Source organism: Pseudokordiimonas caeni, assembly GCF_026719705.1.
In the GTDB taxonomy this organism is placed as follows: Bacteria; Pseudomonadota; Alphaproteobacteria; order Sphingomonadales; family Kordiimonadaceae; genus Gimibacter; species Gimibacter caeni.
Window position 1 is genome coordinate 321,283 of record NZ_JAPPRR010000002.1, and the last position, 16,418, is coordinate 337,700.

Below are 16,418 nucleotides of genomic sequence, written 5' to 3' on the forward strand. Positions count from 1 at the left end.
ATGGCTGAGGGGTGGGTGAGGCAGGCATCATCAAGGGCACTTGTGCCGGGCGCAGGGCGGGCTGATGGCAAGCGCGTGATCAATTGCGGCAGGCCAAGGGCACGGCACACCGGGCCTGAAGCTTTGACGACCGCCAAAGCCGGCGTTAAGAGAGACCGAACGGAGTGACCTGATGACCCATACCTTCCCTGCCCCACCCCGCCTGACGCGCCCGAAACTGAAGCGCGCCTTCCTGCATATCGGCACGACGAAGACGGGGACGAGCAGCATCCAGCAGCGGCTTTTCCGCAACCGCGACAATCTCCGGGGCGCCGGCATCCTTTATCCGGCCAACGAAGCGAACCATGTTTTCTTCGCGTCGGCTTTCCGGCTGGACCCGACCGAGATTTCGAACAATCTGCGCGAGGGGCTGGGGCAGCCGACCCTGCTGGCCCGCCATATCGAGCGCGAGTTTGAAAAACTGACGGCGGAAATAGACGCCTTCACCGGTGACACGTTTGTCATTTCGAGCGAGTTTCTGAGCGACACCCCGCCCGAGGGCTGCATGGCCATGGCCGCATGGCTGAAGGCGGTGGCGGAAGAGGTGACCATCGTCTGCTATATCCGCCATCCGGTATTCCATGCCATCTCGTCGGCGCAGCAGGTGATCCGCGCCGGCCTGCGGACACTGGAGCAGACCGAACAGGAGCTTTATTTCTACAGCCCCTCGAATTCCCTGCCCCGCTTCATCGACGCCTTCGGGCGGCCACACATGCTTGTCCGCCCGTTCGAGCGGGAGGCCCTGAAGGACGGCGATGTGGTTACCGATTTCCTAGGGGTCGTCGGCGAAGAGGCCGCTATCCTGACCAATGACGCACCGGCGGAGGCGAACCCGGCCATGAGCCTTGAGGCCGCGCTCATCGCTGATGCGCTGATGCAGAAGGAAGCTTACAGGCAGGATGGGGACTGGAACCCGAACCGCGCGCGCTCGCACGGCTTCAACCATATCCCCGGCACACCCTTTTCGTTCAGCAAGGCGGCCTACAAGCGCCTGACCCAGCAGGCGGCGCCCGATGTGCGCTATCTGAAAAAGGTGTTCGGGGTTACCTACCGCAAACTGCCGCCGAAAAGCATCAAGGACCCGAAGCCTGCATGGGGACCCGAAACCATCGAAGGGCTCGCCGAGCATATCAACAAGCTGGCGCTTGAGAGCCAGCACGCCCGGGCCAAGGTTTTCTTCCTGAACGCACGGGAAGCCATGCGGAACGGCAACCGGCAGAAGGCATTGTTCGGCGTTCAGCGCGCCCTGGTGCTGAAACCTGAATTCCCGCAAGCCGCGATGCTGCTGTGCCGTCTGCTGCGGGCGCAGGGCCGGCTTGACGAAGCGATCACGCAGGCCAGGCGCCAGATCGAACTGCGCCCCGATTTCGAGCCGATGCGGGTCTTGCTCGCCCGGCTTGAAGCCAACGAAGACGAAGACGCCGGCTGACCGATCAGCCGGTGACCCAGCCAAGCGCGCTGTCGGAAGCTTCCATATGGGGCACGCCGGCAGCAGCGGCTGCCGCCTCACGGTCGCGTTCAGCGCGTGACTTTTTCTCGGACGCTGATTTCAGCTGGCCGCATGCCGCCATGATGTCGCGCCCGCGCGGGGTGCGGATCGGCGCCGAGATACCGCCTTCATAAACGATATCCGAGAAACGCTGGATCTGCGCCCACTCGCTGCATTCATAATTGCTGCCCGGCCACGGATTGAACGGGATGAGGTTCACCTTGGCCGGCAGCTTGTATTTGCGGATGAGGCGCACGAGTTCTTTCGCGTCCGCGTCACTGTCGTTGATGCCTTTCAGCATCGTATATTCGAACGTGATGCGACGGGCATTGTGCGCGCCCGGATAATTGGCGCAGGCCGTGAGCACCTGCTCCAGATTATATTTCTTGTTGATCGGCATGATTTCCGAGCGCACATCATCACGCACGGCATGGAGGCTGACCGCAAGGTTCACACCGATTTCCTGCCCCGCGCGTTCCATGTGCGGTACGACACCGGACGTTGAAAGCGTGATCCGGCGGCGGGAAAGCTGGATGCCTTCCTCGTCCATCACGATCTCCAAGGCCTTCTTCACGTTATCAAAGTTATAAAGCGGCTCGCCCATGCCCATCATCACGATGTTGGTGACCCGACGGCCTTCGGTGGGGTTTTCCCACTCGCCAAGGTCATCGCGAGCGACCATCAGCTGGGCGACAATTTCAGCCGCCGTCAGATTGCGCACCAGCTTCATCGTGCCGGTGTGGCAGAATTTGCAATTGAGCGTGCAGCCGACCTGGCTGGAAACGCACAGCGTGCCGCGGTCTTCCTCGGGGATATAAACCGTCTCGGCCTCGTTGCCGTCAGCGAAGCGGATCAGATATTTGCGGGTGCCGTCGTTCGAATATTGGGCTTCCACCACTTGCGGCCGGTCGATCACGAAATGGTCCGCCATCAGGGCGCGCACGTCTTTCGACACGTTGGTCATGGCCTCGAACGAGGTGACCCCGCGATGATACAGCCAGTGCCACACCTGGGTGGTGCGCATCTTGATCTGCTTTTCGGGCACGCCGATTTCAGCAAGCGCCGCCTTCAGGTCCTCGCGGTCGAAACCGAGGATATTGCGCTTGCCTTCCTTGAGGGCGGGATCGGTACGGTCGGCCACAATGGGCTCGACCCCGGACGGGATCTGCATCATCTTCTCTCTCCTGCCTTTCAGACACGGGAGGTCTTCCAGGACGCTTCGGGCACAGGGGCGTTCCACCCCCGTGCGGGTTTCAAGGTGCGGGCGGCTTATACGCTCAGTTCACGCTGCTGTCCAGTGCGAGCGTCGGTGCAGGCTTCGGCCGAGGCGCTTCCCCAAACACCCCGAAGAGCGGCCGGATGAGCGGGAACGGGCGGATCAGATAGTGATAACCGAGCCCGCAGCCGAGCGTGGTGAGGGTCACAAGCGCAATGAACTCGGCAGGTGCCGAGAGGCCGAAGCCCGACAGCCACACGGCGGCAATCACGATGATTGTCTGGTGCAGGATATAATAGGGGAAGACCGCGCGGGTGAAGTAGCCGAGCATCGGGTGCGGGCGGTTGAGATGCGCCTGCGCGAAGCCCAGAAGGCTGAGGATGGCGGCCCACGCGTAAAGGACCCGGACGGCGTGCGCAACGGCGATCGCCACATCATGCCCCGGCATCAACGCGTCCCAGTTCACCCAAACGGGCGTGAGTATGGCCCCAAGTGCGACGGCCACACAAAGACACGCGCGCCACGACCGCGCCAGTACCCGCCAGAAGGCATCGCTTTTGGCAACCAGAATGCCAAAGGCGAAGATGGTGAAATAGTTGGCGTGGGCATTCCAGTCATCGACAAGCGCGTGGGTTGTCGGGAACCATTCATCGAGCGTGAAACGATAGAGGATGAAGGGCAGCAAGGGGACCAGGAGTATCCCGCCCCGGCCCATCAGCGCTTCGAAACTCCCGCCTTCCAGCTTTGCGGCAATCTGGCGAAGCACTGGCATCAGGGCAATCGCGACCAGCGAATAGACGAGCAGATAGACCACATACCAGAGATGGTTCCATGTCGGCACGATGATGCTGAAGCTGCTGTCCGCTGCCAGATAACGTACCCAGAAATCGAGATAGCCGGGCGTGATCTCGCCCTTCGTCAGCAGCTCGAAATAGGATTGCGGCGTTACGATCACCGCCATCCCGAAGGCGACAGGCACGAACAGGCGCAGGAAGCGTTTGCGGGCAAACGCGCCCGCCGGTGCCTTGTCGGCAGCAAAGCGGAAGGCGACACCCGAGATGAAGAAGAGCAGCGAAAGGCGCCACGGGTTCAAAAGCATCATGGCAGGTTCAGCCCAGTGGCCGGCATGCGGGCTTTTGACGTGCCAGTCCCACGTCACATAATACATGCCGATATGATAGAAGATCAGCAAGCCGAAGGCGATGACGCGCAGCCAGTCAAGATCATAGCGGCGCGCGGGGTTGGTGATGGCTGTCATGGCTCGGAGCTCCTTGTTTGTTGTGCCGAGCCTGCCTTCGATGCCTCATCGCCGCCACTGTCCGGGGGTGAACGTCACAGCCGCCGGGACAAGCGGTAATGCCGATGATTACCCTAGGGACAAACGGTATCGCCTTCGGGACAAGCGGTAGGACACCCGCCCCATAAGGCTTTGCGGGGCGTACGGGGCGGCGCTAGACTGCTTTCCATGATGAAACATCTGGCAAAGGGCTATCTGGATCACTTCCGTCGGCACAAGGGCTTTGTGCTCGCCGTGATCGCTATTACCGGCGTTTTTCTGGTGGTGAATGCGAACACGATGGTGAGCGACTATGAAAGCGTCGGCCAATCCATCGACTGGCGCAAACCGGTGCTTTACGAATTCACCAGTGCGCTTGCCATCCTGATCATGCTGCCCGGCATCATCGCGACGGGAGAGCGCTGGCCGCCGCGTGGGGGCACATGGTGGCGCCACCTGCCCGTCTATCTTGCCAGCACCATCGTCTTTTCCGCCGGGCATATCACCCTAATGGTGCTGATGCGGATGGCGGCGTTTCCGCTGTTGTTCGATGGCGACTATGATTTCTTCTACCGGGGACTTGGGGCAGTCCCTTATGAATTCTGGAAGGATGCCCGCACCTTCGTACTGCTGTTCGGCGGTTTCATCCTGTTTGGCGATGCCCTGAAGGCAGCCGCGAAGCGCAGCGGCGGCCTGCCGATCGAGCTGAAAAGCGGTGCGACCCGCATCCTTCTTGACCCCGCCGATTTCCTGTTCGCCAAGGGTGCCGCCAACTATGCCGAAATCACCAGCGGATCGGGCGAAAGCCTTGCGCGCATCACGCTATCCGAGCTGCAGGAAAAACTGGCCGCCGAGGGCGTGCCCGCAGTGCGTATCCACCGGTCCTATATCGTCAACCGCGCGGCAATCCGCACTATCGACCCCATCGCCGGGGGCGACATGAAGCTGACACTGAAAGACGGCCGCACCCTTCGCGCCAGCCGGCGCTACAGGGCCGAGCTTGAAGCTTCTCAGTAGCCGCAGGCCTTGCTGATTGCCTTGAAAGCGGCGGTAAAGCCCGACAGCGAATAGGTATCGGTGGTTTTGGTGCCGCGCGACGACATGCCCTCAACCGTGAGGCTGGAGCCTCGCTGCATGGCCGCCACGATCCGGGCGTCATCGGCGGCGTCATAGGCCCAGGCGCCGTTGCCATCGACAAAAAGCTTGAAGCTCGTTTTGCCGTCGACCGTGAATTTCACATCCTGCCCCGGTTTCAGCGGATAACCGACCACGGCATTCACCTCGCCCTTCCGTTTCTGGCCGGGCATGTGGGAAATGGTGATGTAGATATCGCCGCGCCGCGCGCCGGATTTGGAAACAGCGCTCTTTTTCGGCACCGAGATCATGTAGCAGGTCTTGGATTTGCCGCTAACATGCGTCAGCGCGTCCCAGTCGCGATAACTGCCAAGGATGTCGCGCTTTCCCTGGGCCGTGGCCGGCATCGCTGCCGTGGTCACAAGGGTTGCCAGCATCGCCAGCGCGGACATCATACGCATCGTCATTCGCCTTTCTTTGAACTATCCCGGAGGGCTCCCTGCCCCACCCTTATTACGTCTTTGCGCGGGGGACAAGGGTTCGCCCGACACTAACCTTCACACCATCCTCGCGCACCACCCTGCCACCATGCAAATGGGGGCTGCGTTCCTCGACAGCCTGCCCCGCCATCACCGGCCGTTCGGCAAAACCGCCAAGCACGCGGGCGCGGTCATACATCACAATCGCCCCGGCCGTTGCCACATTCAGGCTGAAGGCCGTCGGGATACGGATCAGCGCGTTGCAACGAGCCACCGTATCGGGGCTCAGGCTCGTGCGTTCACCGCCAAGGATATAGATAGCCTGTGTGGGGTGGCGGAATTCGGGCAAGGCCACGCTTTCATCGGTCATTTCAATGCCGACAAGCCGGCAGCCCTGCGGCATGGGCACATCATCCAGACTATCGAAGCTGTAGAAGGGGATCTGCTGCCACGATTTCGATGTATCGGTGAAAGGCACAGTGACGGCCTCGCCCGTGTCGGCACGCACCTTGGGGTTCACCGCAAAGGCGAAGGCCGCGCCAAAGGCATGGGCCGTGCGGATCAGGTTGCCGATATTGCCTTCCTTCGACGCCCCCTCGATGCCGATACCGAAATAGCCGCGCATCAGCCGCATGCCCCCCGGGCCAAACGGGTACGGTTGGCGTTGCGTCTGGTCTGGCTCTGGCGCATAAAGGGCATCCCTCGGGCGGTGGTTTCCTTTTTCTAGCCGCAAAGGGCGCATCGGGGCAAGGCTGCCGGACCGGGCGCAGGTTGAGATGACAGAAGACGAGAGAGACAGTCCGTATGAGCGACGCGAAATCCACCAACCTTTGGCGCAAGATTCTGACCGACTTCGGGCCGCTTATCCTTTTCTTCGTGGCCTTCAAGTTCGGCGGCATCATGGTGGCGACCGGTGTCTTCATGGCCTCGATGGTGGTGGCGATCATCGCCTCGAAGCTTCTGGACGGCAAAATCCCGCCGATGCTGTGGGTCACCTTCGCCATCGTCATCGTCATGGGGTCGCTGACGCTTTACCTGAATGACGAAACCTTCGTGAAGATGAAGCCTACCATTGTGAACGGCATCTTTGCCGTCATCCTTTTCTTCGGACTCATGACCGGCCGGCCGCTTCTCAAGACCGTGCTTGCATCGGGCTTTCCTCCGCTCGCCGAGCGCGGCTGGACCCTGATGACCCGCAACTGGGCCTTCTTCTTCGTGGCGATGGCAGCAATCAATGAAGCCGTCTGGCGCACGCAGTCCACTGATACGTGGGTGGATTTCAAGACCTTCGGCTTCCTGCCGCTGACCTTCCTGTTCGCGATCAGCCAGGCGCCGATCCTGAACAAATATCAGATCCGGGAAGACACTGACGAGGCGTAAGTCTCAAACATTCTCCCAACCCGGCGGATTGGTGAAGGGGGCGAAGTCGTCCCGGCCTGCTGTTTCCTGAAAATGACCGAGCGCCCAGTGCACGCTCGGAAAGGCGAGATCATCCCACGGGATATCCGCCATCTGGAAGAGGCCGACCTCAAGGCTTTCCGGACCGGGCTCGATGGCCACGTCTGTCAGCCTCGCCCGGTAAAACATCTGCACCTGGCTGATGCGCTTCACCGTGTAAACGCCCAGAAGATCAACAATCTCGATCTTGGCGCGGGCTTCTTCCCAGGCTTCGCGCATGGCGCCTTCGGCCGGGGTTTCGTGCAGTTCCAGAAAGCCGGCTGGCAGGGTCCAGTGGCCCTTCTGCGGATGGATCGCGCGGCGGCAAAGGAGAATGCTGTCGCCGTGCGTGACAACGGCCCCAGCAATGATCTTGGGGTTTTCGTAAGCGATAAAGCCGCAATCGCTGCAGACCAGACGTTCCATCTCGTCGCCGTCCGGCACCTTGCGCAAGAAATTGGCGGGCGTTCCGGGGGGTGCGGCCATGCTGCCGGTCAAACCCGAATATCGATGATCTGGCCAAGCGGCTGGCGGCGCTCTTCTTCCTGTCGGGCCGAAACGCGACCGAGCGGTGCCTCGCGCGTTGTGGTTCCAGCCAACGACTGCACCTTCTGCTGCGCCGCCTGAATCTCTTCCTCGCTCGACAGCTTTTCACGCGCCACAAGGCTGCGCCCGGTGCCATCCTGCTTCGCCCCGTCATAAGGCGTGCGAACGCCGCTTCGGGCCGCCGTGCGGTCCTGCGCATTCTGCTCTGTCTGGATCTGCCCTTGCAGCTGGCGTTGGAGCTGTGCTTGCAACTGCAGCGGGGTCTGATCGACTTTCATCGGAAGAAGACCTCGGTTCAACCCTCTTGTCGGGGGATGAGGGCCGTTCGGGCCCATCTTGTGCGGTCGCTTTTGCTGCCGTGATTCCCGGGCCGGGGCTAATAGCCCTGCCGTGGCTCAAGGCTCACCGGATTCCCGCAATTTGTCAAGAAGCGCGCGCAAGGAAGCCGCATCTTCGCCCGAAACTGCCGCTATTCCCTTCTCCAGAACAGCAATTGCAGCCTCGCGGTCGCCCAAAGTGAGTCGCGCACGGGCAAGCATCATCCATCCTGCCGGGTCATTCGGGGCCGACTCGAGCCGTGCTTCAAGCCGCGCCACCATGCTTTCGATGAAGGCCTGCCGCTCCTCCTCGCTCATCTGCGCGAAGGCGGCGACGGCATCGTCGGTCACAGCCGGCGGACGTGCGCCAAGCTCACGGAGGCGCGCGAGGGCCGCGTCGCGGTAAGGGCCGGGGCGGTCCACGCCATCGACAATCGCCTCGAAGCGCGAAATGGCCGTTGCCTGGTCGCCGCCCTGCAGGGCCGCGAGCCCGCGATAATAGAAAACCGCCGGATGGCCGGGGACATCCTTTTCGATTTCATTCAGCACCAGCTCGGCCGCCGGCGATACCTGCCCCTGCACAAGGGCCGTCAGGGCTTCCAGCTCATGCAGGCGCCATACATTGGGGCCGGTGGGTTCCATATCGGCGCGGCGGGCGAAGGCATTGGCGGCGGTGCCGAAGTCACCCACAGTTGCCGATACCTGCCCCAGGAATTCAAGCGCTTTCGGATCGTCCGGACTGGTTTTCAGCCGTTCCCTGATCCGCGCAATAGCCTCGGCATAGGTCGGTTCGCCCGGCATCAGGGGCTGATCCACAAGCCGCTCACGCTCGGGGATGGCGGCGGGCAGCATCGGGGCGCCGACACGCATGTAAAGTGCCACTGCCCCTGCCACCATCACGATGCCGAGCGCGAGCCGGAACCGCCAGTCAGCGGTCTTTTCCGGCAAAATCGTGCTGGCCGACCGGCGGTCTGCCATCTTCAACAGGCGCCGTTCGATCTCGGTCTCGGCCACCTTCGCGGCTTCGGCATCAATGAGGCCGCTCGCCAGATCCGCCTTCAGCCCGGCGATCTGCGCCTTATAGTGCGCCAGCGGATCCGGCATGGCGTCGGCCACCCGCGCGCGGACAGGCCACAGGAGGAAAAGGGCCGCCAGTAGCGCAAGCCCGGCGAACAGGAACCAGATCATCCGCGCGGCTCCTTCTCGTCCGCTTCAGCGGCTTCAAGGAGCGCTTTCAGCTTCGCTTCTTCCTCGGCACTCAAGGGCGGCGGCGGCGCGGCGCGGCGGCGCAGCAGGAGACCGGCAGCGACAAGGAGCAGGATAAGGACCGGCGACCCCCAGAGGATGAGGGTGCGGCCGGCGACCGGCGGCTTCAACAGCACCCAGTCGCCATAACGTTCTACAAGATAGGCTTTCACCTGATCGGTATCGTCCCCCGCTGCCATGCGTTCACGGATGATGACACGCAAGTCCCGCGCGAGATCAGCGTCCGAATCCTCGATCGACTGGTTCTGGCAGACAAGACAGCGGACCTCCTTCATCAGGTCGCGCGCCTCAGCTTCCTTCGCAGGATCATCAAGCGGCACTTCATCCACATCCACGGCATGCGCTGGCAAGGCGAAGGCAGCAACGAGCATCAGGCGGGCAAGCAGATGTTTCACCGGGCAGCCTCCACGGCGGGCAGGAGACGGGTTTCAAGCGCGTCACCCACGACCGGGCCCCAGTGGCGGTAGCGCACCATGCCATCGCCATCGATCACGAAGGTTTCCGGCACGCCGGAGACACCCCATTCGATACCCGCGCGGCCGCTTTCGTCCAGCACGACTTTATCGTATGGGTTTCCGAGCTCCTCGAGAAACGCGCGGGCGGCAGCGGGCTTGTCCTTGTAGGCAATGCCGATGATCTGCACCTTGTGCTCGCCCGCGAGCGCCATCAGGCTTTCATGTTCGGCACGGCAGGGCACGCACCAGCTGGCGAAGAAATTGACAATCACCGGTACCCCGCGCCGGAGATCCGCGGGAACAAGCGGCTCACCGCCCGGCTCCAGCGCATAAAGCGTCAGCGTCGGCGCCGCACGGCCGACAAGTGCACTATCGACTTCCGCCGGGTTACGGTCCCCCAACAACATTGCTCCCATCAACGCGACGAGCGCAACAAAGGCCGCGAGCGGCAGGAAAACCCAGGGACCCCTCATGCCGCCTTCTCCCGTGCGGCGGCAGCGCCAACGCGTGCCCGCCGGTCGGTGAGCGACAGAAGCCCGCCCGCCATCATCATCAGGGTGCCAAGCCAGAGGCCCGAAATTGCCGGCTTGAAATAAAGCCGCAGCGACCAGCGGCCGTCTGCGGCCACAGGCCCGATGGCCTCGCCGATCACGGCATACAGATCCCCCGTCACCAGCGGGCGGATGGCAGCCTCGGTCGTTTCCATCACCGGATCGCCGAAGGTGCGATCCTCAGGCGTCAGCACGGTGACAAGCTCGCCGTCCCTGCGCACACTCAGCGTGCCGCGCACCGCCGCATAGTTGGGACCGGCCACAGGCTCCACCTTGTCGAGCGTGAATTCATAGCCGCCCGCCATCGCAGTTTCACCGGGCGACAGCACGGTCAGCGTTTCACTGGTCCATGTCTCGCTGATGGTGATCGCCAGCACGAGGACGCCAAGCCCCATATGGGCGAGCGCCATGCCAAGCGCGGCACGCGGCAGGCGCACAAGGCGCTTGAGGCCCGCCATCGGCCCTTCGAAGAAGCGGATACGCTGCAGGATTTCAAGCTTGGCCGACACAATGAGCCAAAGGCCGAGCGCGAGGCCGAAGGCGCTCATCACATAGCCGCCAGCGGTGGCCCAGACGGTGCCGACAAACACCACGGCGGCGACGATCAGCGCCGGCAACAGGATACGGGCGGCGCGCGAGAGGCGCCCGCGCTTCCACGCAAGGAGAGGCCCAAGCCCGAGGGCCACAATCAGCGGGCTCATCAGCACGAGTGCTGCATAATTGAAGAAAGGAGCCCCCACGGATATCTGCGCCCCGCCTGCGGCTTCCACGAACAGCGGGTACAGCGTGCCGATCAGCACGACCGCTGCAAAGGTGGCGAGGAGAATGTTGTTGAGGACAAGTGCGCTTTCGCGGCTGACGAGCCCGAACAGCCCGCCGGGCGCAAGCGACGGGGCCCGCATGGCGAAAAGCGTGAGCGAGGCACCAACAACAAGTGCGAGGAATCCGAGGATGAAAATGCCACGTGTCGGATCCACCGCAAAGGCGTGCACGCTGGTGATAACGCCAGACCGCACGAGGAAGGTGCCCAGAAGCGAGAAGGAAAAGGCAACGATGGCCAGAAGGATCGTCCAGCTTTTCAGCGCATCGCGCTTTTCAACCACGATGGCGGAATGAAGGAGCGCCGAAGCCGCGAGCCACGGCATGAAGCTGGCGTTTTCAACCGGATCCCAGAACCACCAGCCGCCCCAGCCGAGCTCGTAATAAGCCCACCACGAGCCGAGCGCGATACCGCCGGTGAGGAATATCCAGGCCGCCAGCGTCCATGGCCGCACCCAGCGCGCCCACATCGGTGTCACTTCGCGCTCGATAAGCGCTGCGACCGCAAAGGAAAAGGCGACAGAAAGGCCGACATAACCGAGATAGAGCATCGGCGGATGGAAGGCGAGGCCAGGGTCCTGAAGCAGCGGGTTGAGCCCGTTACCTTCAAGAGGAGCCGGAGAGAGACGCTCGAACGGGTTGGATGTCACCAGAATGAACAGCAGGAAGCCAAGCGACAGCAGCGCCTGTACCGATAGCACCCGCGCCCGGAAGGTAAGCGGCAGGTTGCGGCCAAAGAGCGAAACAAGGCTCGCGAACAAGGTGAGGATCAGGACCCACAAGAGAAGGCTGCCTTCATGGTTGCCCCATGTGCCGGCAACCTTATAAAGCATCGGCTTTGCGGTGTGACTGTTGGCTGCAACAACTTTCAGCGAAAAGTCCGATACGATAAAACCGTGCATCAGCGCTGCGAAGGCGATTGCCACCATCAGGAACTGCGCGACAGCGAAGCTGTCGGCGAGGGCGATGAGCCCCATGTCTCGGCGTTTCAGGCCGACGGGCGGCACGATGCCTGCCATCAGGGCCAGAATGGTGGCGATGACGAGCGCGAAATGGCCGGCTTCAGCGATCATCGGCCGGCCATCTCTGCCGCTGTGGCAACACCTTCGGGGTGCGTGCAGGCAGCGGCATTCTTCGGCATGGTACCGGGCGGGGCATAGTTTTCGTCATGTTTGGCGAGCACGGTGTCAGCCACAAACAGCCCGGCTGTATCGAACGTGCCTTCCGTGACCACGCCCTGCCCCTCACGGAAGAGGTCCGGCAGGATGCCCCGGAAGCTGACCTTCACATCGGCCACACAGTCGGTGACGGTGAAAATATTGGTCACACCGTCGTCGCCCCGGTGGAAGCTGCCGGTTGCCACAAGGCCGCCGAGCTTCAGCCGGTCCCCCGGCTTCACGTCATGCTCGGCAATATCGCTTGGCTGCACAAAAAGGCTGAGGCTGTCGGAGCCGAGCGCATAGAGCACGAGACCCGTGGCGAGCCCAAGCGTGACGAGCCCTGCGGTGAGCACCACGAGGCGCTGGCTTTTTCGCGTTGTCAGGCCCTTCGCCATTCAGTTTCCCTCACCTTCGGCCATGATCCGTTCGCGCAGGCGCACAACATCGGCGGCGGCCTGCCGGGCTGCACCGCGCGTGCGCAGCCAAAGGCCGACAAGCGCCAATGCCACTATAGCATAGGACGCCCAGACGAAGACGGCATAACCACCCATATCAAGGAAATCGGCCATGTCAGATCCCCCTCAGCGACTGGCGCATCACGGCGGCCTTGCGGCGGTCGATTTCCAGCTTCATGCGGATGAGGAAGATCCAGACAAAATAGGCCTGAAAGGCGAGCGCCATGATGAAAAGCGGTGTGAGCATGCTGCCATCGATGGTGGAGCCGCCCATCCGCATCACGCTGGCGGGCTGATGGAGCGTGTTCCACCAGTCGACCGAAAACTTGATGATCGGGATATTCACGACGCCGACAAGCGCGAGGATCGATGCCGCACGGCCTGCCTTTTCCTCGTCCTCGATCGCGCGGTCGAGCGCCATGTAACCGAGATAGAGGAAGAAAAGCACGAGCACGGAGGTGAGCCGCCCGTCCCACACCCAGAAGGTGCCCCACATGGGCTTGCCCCAGAGGCTGCCGGTGACCAGCGCAAGGGCTGTGAAGGTGGCGCCGATGGGGGCGGCTGCCCGGCCCGCCAGCTGGGCGAGCGGATGACGCCACACGAGTGCGGTGAAGGCCGCGCCTGCCATGACCATATAGGTGAACATCGACATCCAGGCGGCGGGCACATGCAGATACATGATCCGCACGCTTTCGCCCTGCTGGTAATCGGGCGGGCTGGCGACGAGCGCGAGCCAGAGGCCGGGAATAAGCGCCAGAATCATCACCCACCGGGCCCAGGGCAGGATCCGGTCGGCAAGAGCGCCAAAGCGCGCGGGATTGGCATACTTGTGCATGCGCTTTACCTACATTCCCCGGGTGGCTGCGGCAAGTGCGACATCATGTCTCGCCTCATTCAAGCGAAAGCCGGATCGCTGCTGCCGCCGCAAGCGGGGCAACGGCAAGCGAGACGAGCGTGACGGCACCGAGCATGGCAAGGTGCGGCAGCGGGTCGGCGAAACCGGCGGCCGCTTCCACGGCGCCGGTCGCGAAAATCAGCACCGGCACATAAAGGGGCAGCACCAGAAGCGCCATCAGCGCCCCGCCTCGCCGCACCGCGACAGTAAGGGCCGCGCCAATCGCACCGATCAGGCTGAGCGCCGGTGTGCCCACAAAAAGCGTGATGACAAGCATGCCATAAGCCTTGTCCGGCAGGTTCATCAGGATACCAAGGAACGGGGTGACAAGCACCAAGGGCACAAGGGTCGCCAGCCAGTGCGCCAACACCTTGGCCATCACCACGAAACCAAGCGGCAGGGGCGACAGGGCGAGGTCATCAAGGCTGCCATCCTCGTAATCGGCCTGAAAAAGCCGGTCGAGCGACAGGAGCGAAGCAAGAAGGGCAAAGAGCCACAGCATGCCGGGCGCGATGCGGGCGAGCGTCTGGGGTGCCGGTCCAACCGCGAAGGCTGTCAGCGTCACCGCCATCAGGAAGAAGGCGAGCCCGAGCGCTGCCGACCCGCCCTGCGACCAGGCAAGCGCCATATCGCGGCGCACGACGGCGAGGAAACTGCCGCTCATGCCCAGCCCTCCGCGTAGGTCACCCGGCGAGGGGCGTGCGCATCCATATCGAGCCGGTCGCCTTCCGCCGCTATCGGATCGTGGCTTGCAGCGACCACCATGCCGCCGCGGGCACGGTGGTCGGCAATCAGCGCTTCAAGTGCGGCGCGGTTGTCGGTATCAAGCCCCACGGTCGGCTCGTCCATCAGCCACACGGGGCGCGGGGCTAGGCAGAAACGCATGAGCGCCGCCCTGTGTCGCTGCCCGCTCGAGAAACAGCGGATGGGCTCGTCCAACAGATTGACCATGCCAAAGCGCTTCGCGGCTGCCACCAGCAAGTCGTCTGGCACATCGTGTCCCATGATCGCTGCCCAGTGACGACAGGCCGCCGCCAGCGTTTCCACCGGCTTCAGGCCGAACTGATGTCCCTGATAGACAAGCAGGCCTTGTGCCGCGAGATCACCGGGGGCGAGCCGAGCCTCCCCCCATGAAAGATGGCCGCCTGTTGGTGGCAACAGCCCGGCAATGGCTCGGATGAGGGTTGACTTGCCGCTGCCGTTCCGCCCCGCGAGCAAGAGAAAGCCGCCGGGCGCGAGTGTGAAGGAGACGCCCTCGAAAACGCGGCGACCGCCGCGCACCGCCGAAAGGTTTTCGGCAGCAAGGGTTGCAGGCGTGGTGGCAAGGGGTGCGTTCATGGCGGCACGCTAGCCGCAAGTGCAGGGGCTGGCAAGGATTTGGCGAAGACCTGCGGCCAGTGGTCGCAAGTTTGCCCTTGCAGGCACGCCCGGTGCTTTCTAGCTTCGGGACAAAGCCTTTCCGGGAACAAGGTCATGGAAACAGGCACAGCTTTATCGGGCGATCCGGTCGCCGGCGGGATCCTTGTCACGCTGGGCGGCCTTGGCGCGCTTGTGATGGCAAGCGTGCATATCCTGCGGACGCGGGACGATGTCCGCTCGGCCGCTGCATGGCTCGGCATCGTGTGGCTGGTGCCCGTGGTGGGGCTTCTCCTCTATCTCCTGTTCGGGATCAATCGCATCCAGCGTCGTGCCGTTATCGAACGGCGCAAACGCGGCCTGGCCCCTCGCACCACCGGCCCCGCAGCCCCCGAAGGCCTGTCGCTTGCCGACCTCATGCCCGGTGCGCGCCAGCGCTGGCAAACCCATGACCGGCTCGCCGCGCGCGTCAGCCGCCAGCCGCTCACCGCCGGCAACCGCATCGTGCCGCTCATTGGCGGGCGCGCCGCCTATGCGGAAATGATTGCAGCCATCGACCGCGCCGAACGCACCGTGGCGCTGACCACCTATATCTTTCAGGCCGATGCCGCCGGCCGCCGCTTCGTCGCCGCCCTGTCGCGGGCGAAGGCACGGGGCGTGGAGGTAAGGGTACTGGTCGATGCTGTCGGCAATCTCTACGGTTTCAAGCCGGTGACCGGCCTCCTGAAGCGCCGGGGCGTGCCCGTGGCCGCCTTCAATCCGGCGCGCTTTTCGTGGCGGCTCGCCTTCTTCAACCTTCGCACCCACCGCAAACTCCTGATCGTTGACGGCACCACGGGTTTTGCAGGCGGCATGAATATCCGGCGGCATCATCTGGAAGGGCGGGACGGCCAGCCCAAGGTGATGGACACCCATTTCAGGCTGGACGGGCCGATTGTCACCCAGCTGACCGACGCCTTTGCCGACGACTGGACCTTCTCGACCGGCGAAGTGCTGGATGACTACTGGTATCCGCTCGCCGAACCGGTCGAGGGCGGCCATGAAGTCGCCCGTGCCATCGCCGACGGGCCGGACGCACGTATACCGCGCACGGCCACGATCCTCGAAAGCGCCATCGCCTCGGCGCGCCGCCGTGTGCTGGTCGTCACCCCCTATTTCATGCCGCCTCCGGGGCTGACCGAAGCCCTGCGCCTTGCCGCCCTGCGCGGGATCGAGGTCGATATACTGGTGCCCTGGCGCAATAACCTGCCGCTTTTCAACATGGCGATGTTTTCCAGCATGGCACCCATTCTGGCAACCGGCTGCCGCCTGCATCTGGTGCCGGGCCCGTTTGACCATTCGAAGCTGACCGTGATCGATGGCACATGGGCGCTCGTCGGCTCGTCCAACTGGGACGCGCGCTCGCTCAGGCTGAATTTCGAATTCAATGTGGAAACCTACGGTGCCGAACTGGCCGCCATCCTTGAAAAGCGGATCGAAGACCGCATCGAAGGTGCGAAAGAGATGACACTTGCCGACCTCAAGGCCCGCCCGGTGGCGGCACGGGCGCTGGGGCGGGTCCTGTGGCTGATGAGCCCTTATCTTTAAA

Annotated in this window: 19 protein-coding genes; 4 read left to right on the plus strand and 15 right to left on the minus strand. The window is 63.1% G+C overall.

Annotated elements, in window-relative coordinates; translation table 11 throughout:
- Window positions 1–172 precede the first annotated feature (172 nt).
- Window positions 173–1,468 carry a tetratricopeptide repeat protein gene (locus tag OU694_RS10160; RefSeq protein ID WP_308910891.1) on the plus strand — a complete coding sequence of 432 codons (1,296 nt, stop codon included), beginning with the start codon at window positions 173–175 and terminating at the stop codon, window positions 1,466–1,468.
- Window positions 1,469–1,472: 4 nt separating this feature from the next.
- Here the strand turns inward: OU694_RS10160 and rlmN are convergent, their stop codons facing one another.
- Together rlmN and OU694_RS10170 are read right to left on the minus strand one after the other, a co-directional pair.
- Window positions 1,473–2,699: a dual-specificity RNA methyltransferase RlmN gene (gene rlmN / locus OU694_RS10165; RefSeq protein ID WP_373460354.1), complete on the minus strand. Its 1,227-nt coding sequence runs from the start codon at window positions 2,697–2,699 to the stop codon at window positions 1,473–1,475.
- 106 nt (window positions 2,700–2,805) lie between these two features.
- On the minus strand, window positions 2,806–4,002 hold the full coding sequence (locus OU694_RS10170) for an acyltransferase family protein (RefSeq protein ID WP_308910893.1): 1,197 nt from the start codon (window positions 4,000–4,002) through the stop codon (window positions 2,806–2,808).
- Between the two features lie 207 nt (window positions 4,003–4,209).
- On the opposite strand from OU694_RS10170, the gene OU694_RS10175 reads away from it, so the two are divergent.
- Complete coding sequence (locus OU694_RS10175; protein WP_308910894.1) at window positions 4,210–5,037, plus strand: LytTR family DNA-binding domain-containing protein; 828 nt, start codon at window positions 4,210–4,212, stop codon at window positions 5,035–5,037.
- Here OU694_RS10175 and OU694_RS10180 read toward each other — a convergent pair.
- Both OU694_RS10180 and OU694_RS10185 read right to left on the minus strand, forming a co-directional pair.
- Complete coding sequence (locus OU694_RS10180; protein WP_308910895.1) at window positions 5,031–5,555, minus strand: invasion associated locus B family protein; 525 nt, start codon at window positions 5,553–5,555, stop codon at window positions 5,031–5,033. The two genes, OU694_RS10175 and OU694_RS10180, sit on opposite strands and share 7 nt — an antisense overlap.
- Before the next feature lie 52 nt (window positions 5,556–5,607).
- Window positions 5,608–6,198, minus strand: a complete 591-nt coding sequence (locus tag OU694_RS10185; RefSeq protein WP_308910896.1) for a TrmH family RNA methyltransferase — start codon at window positions 6,196–6,198, stop codon at window positions 5,608–5,610.
- Between the two features lie 179 nt (window positions 6,199–6,377).
- Here OU694_RS10185 and OU694_RS10190 point away from each other — a divergent pair, with 179 nt between their 5' ends.
- Complete coding sequence (locus OU694_RS10190; RefSeq protein WP_308910897.1) at window positions 6,378–6,953, plus strand: septation protein A; 576 nt, start codon at window positions 6,378–6,380, stop codon at window positions 6,951–6,953.
- Between the two features lie 3 nt (window positions 6,954–6,956).
- Here the strand turns inward: OU694_RS10190 and OU694_RS10195 are convergent, their stop codons facing one another.
- From OU694_RS10195 to ccmA, 11 genes are all read right to left on the minus strand, one after another.
- A complete protein-coding gene (locus OU694_RS10195) occupies window positions 6,957–7,496 on the minus strand; it encodes an NUDIX hydrolase (RefSeq protein WP_308910898.1) in 540 nt (179 codons plus the stop codon).
- Window positions 7,497–7,504: 8 nt separating this feature from the next.
- Window positions 7,505–7,834, minus strand: coding sequence for a hypothetical protein (locus OU694_RS10200; protein ID WP_308910900.1), 330 nt, complete (start codon window positions 7,832–7,834; stop codon window positions 7,505–7,507).
- 117 nt (window positions 7,835–7,951) lie between these two features.
- Window positions 7,952–9,061: a c-type cytochrome biogenesis protein CcmI gene (gene ccmI, locus OU694_RS10205; protein ID WP_308910902.1), complete on the minus strand. Its 1,110-nt coding sequence runs from the start codon at window positions 9,059–9,061 to the stop codon at window positions 7,952–7,954.
- A complete protein-coding gene (locus OU694_RS10210) occupies window positions 9,058–9,534 on the minus strand; it encodes a cytochrome c-type biogenesis protein (RefSeq protein WP_308910903.1) in 477 nt (158 codons plus the stop codon). Before OU694_RS10210 ends, ccmI begins: the two co-directional genes overlap by 4 nt.
- Window positions 9,531–10,067, minus strand: coding sequence for a DsbE family thiol:disulfide interchange protein (locus tag OU694_RS10215; protein WP_308910904.1), 537 nt, complete (start codon window positions 10,065–10,067; stop codon window positions 9,531–9,533). The genes OU694_RS10210 and OU694_RS10215 overlap by 4 nt, the downstream gene beginning before the upstream one ends.
- Window positions 10,064–12,037, minus strand: a complete 1,974-nt coding sequence (locus tag OU694_RS10220; protein WP_308910905.1) for a heme lyase CcmF/NrfE family subunit — start codon at window positions 12,035–12,037, stop codon at window positions 10,064–10,066. Before OU694_RS10220 ends, OU694_RS10215 begins: the two co-directional genes overlap by 4 nt.
- Window positions 12,034–12,519, minus strand: a complete 486-nt coding sequence (ccmE, locus tag OU694_RS10225) for a cytochrome c maturation protein CcmE (protein WP_308910906.1) — start codon at window positions 12,517–12,519, stop codon at window positions 12,034–12,036. The genes OU694_RS10220 and ccmE overlap by 4 nt, the downstream gene beginning before the upstream one ends.
- On the minus strand, window positions 12,520–12,693 hold the full coding sequence (gene ccmD / locus OU694_RS10230; RefSeq protein ID WP_308910907.1) for a heme exporter protein CcmD: 174 nt from the start codon (window positions 12,691–12,693) through the stop codon (window positions 12,520–12,522). It lies immediately after the preceding gene.
- 1 nt (window position 12,694) lies between these two features.
- Window positions 12,695–13,414, minus strand: coding sequence for a heme ABC transporter permease (locus OU694_RS10235; protein WP_308910908.1), 720 nt, complete (start codon window positions 13,412–13,414; stop codon window positions 12,695–12,697).
- Window positions 13,415–13,469: 55 nt separating this feature from the next.
- Window positions 13,470–14,138, minus strand: a complete 669-nt coding sequence (ccmB, locus tag OU694_RS10240) for a heme exporter protein CcmB (protein ID WP_308910909.1) — start codon at window positions 14,136–14,138, stop codon at window positions 13,470–13,472.
- The gene (gene ccmA / locus OU694_RS10245) at window positions 14,135–14,812 is read right to left on the minus strand and encodes a heme ABC exporter ATP-binding protein CcmA (protein ID WP_308910910.1); all 678 of its coding nucleotides are present in this window, start codon (window positions 14,810–14,812) and stop codon (window positions 14,135–14,137) included. The genes ccmB and ccmA overlap by 4 nt, the downstream gene beginning before the upstream one ends.
- A 135-nt stretch (window positions 14,813–14,947) precedes the next feature.
- Between ccmA and OU694_RS10250 the strand changes: the two genes are divergently transcribed.
- Window positions 14,948–16,417 (plus strand): phospholipase D-like domain-containing protein, encoded by a 1,470-nt coding sequence (locus OU694_RS10250; RefSeq protein WP_308910911.1) that lies wholly within the window; start codon window positions 14,948–14,950, stop codon window positions 16,415–16,417.
- Window position 16,418 lies beyond the last annotated feature (1 nt).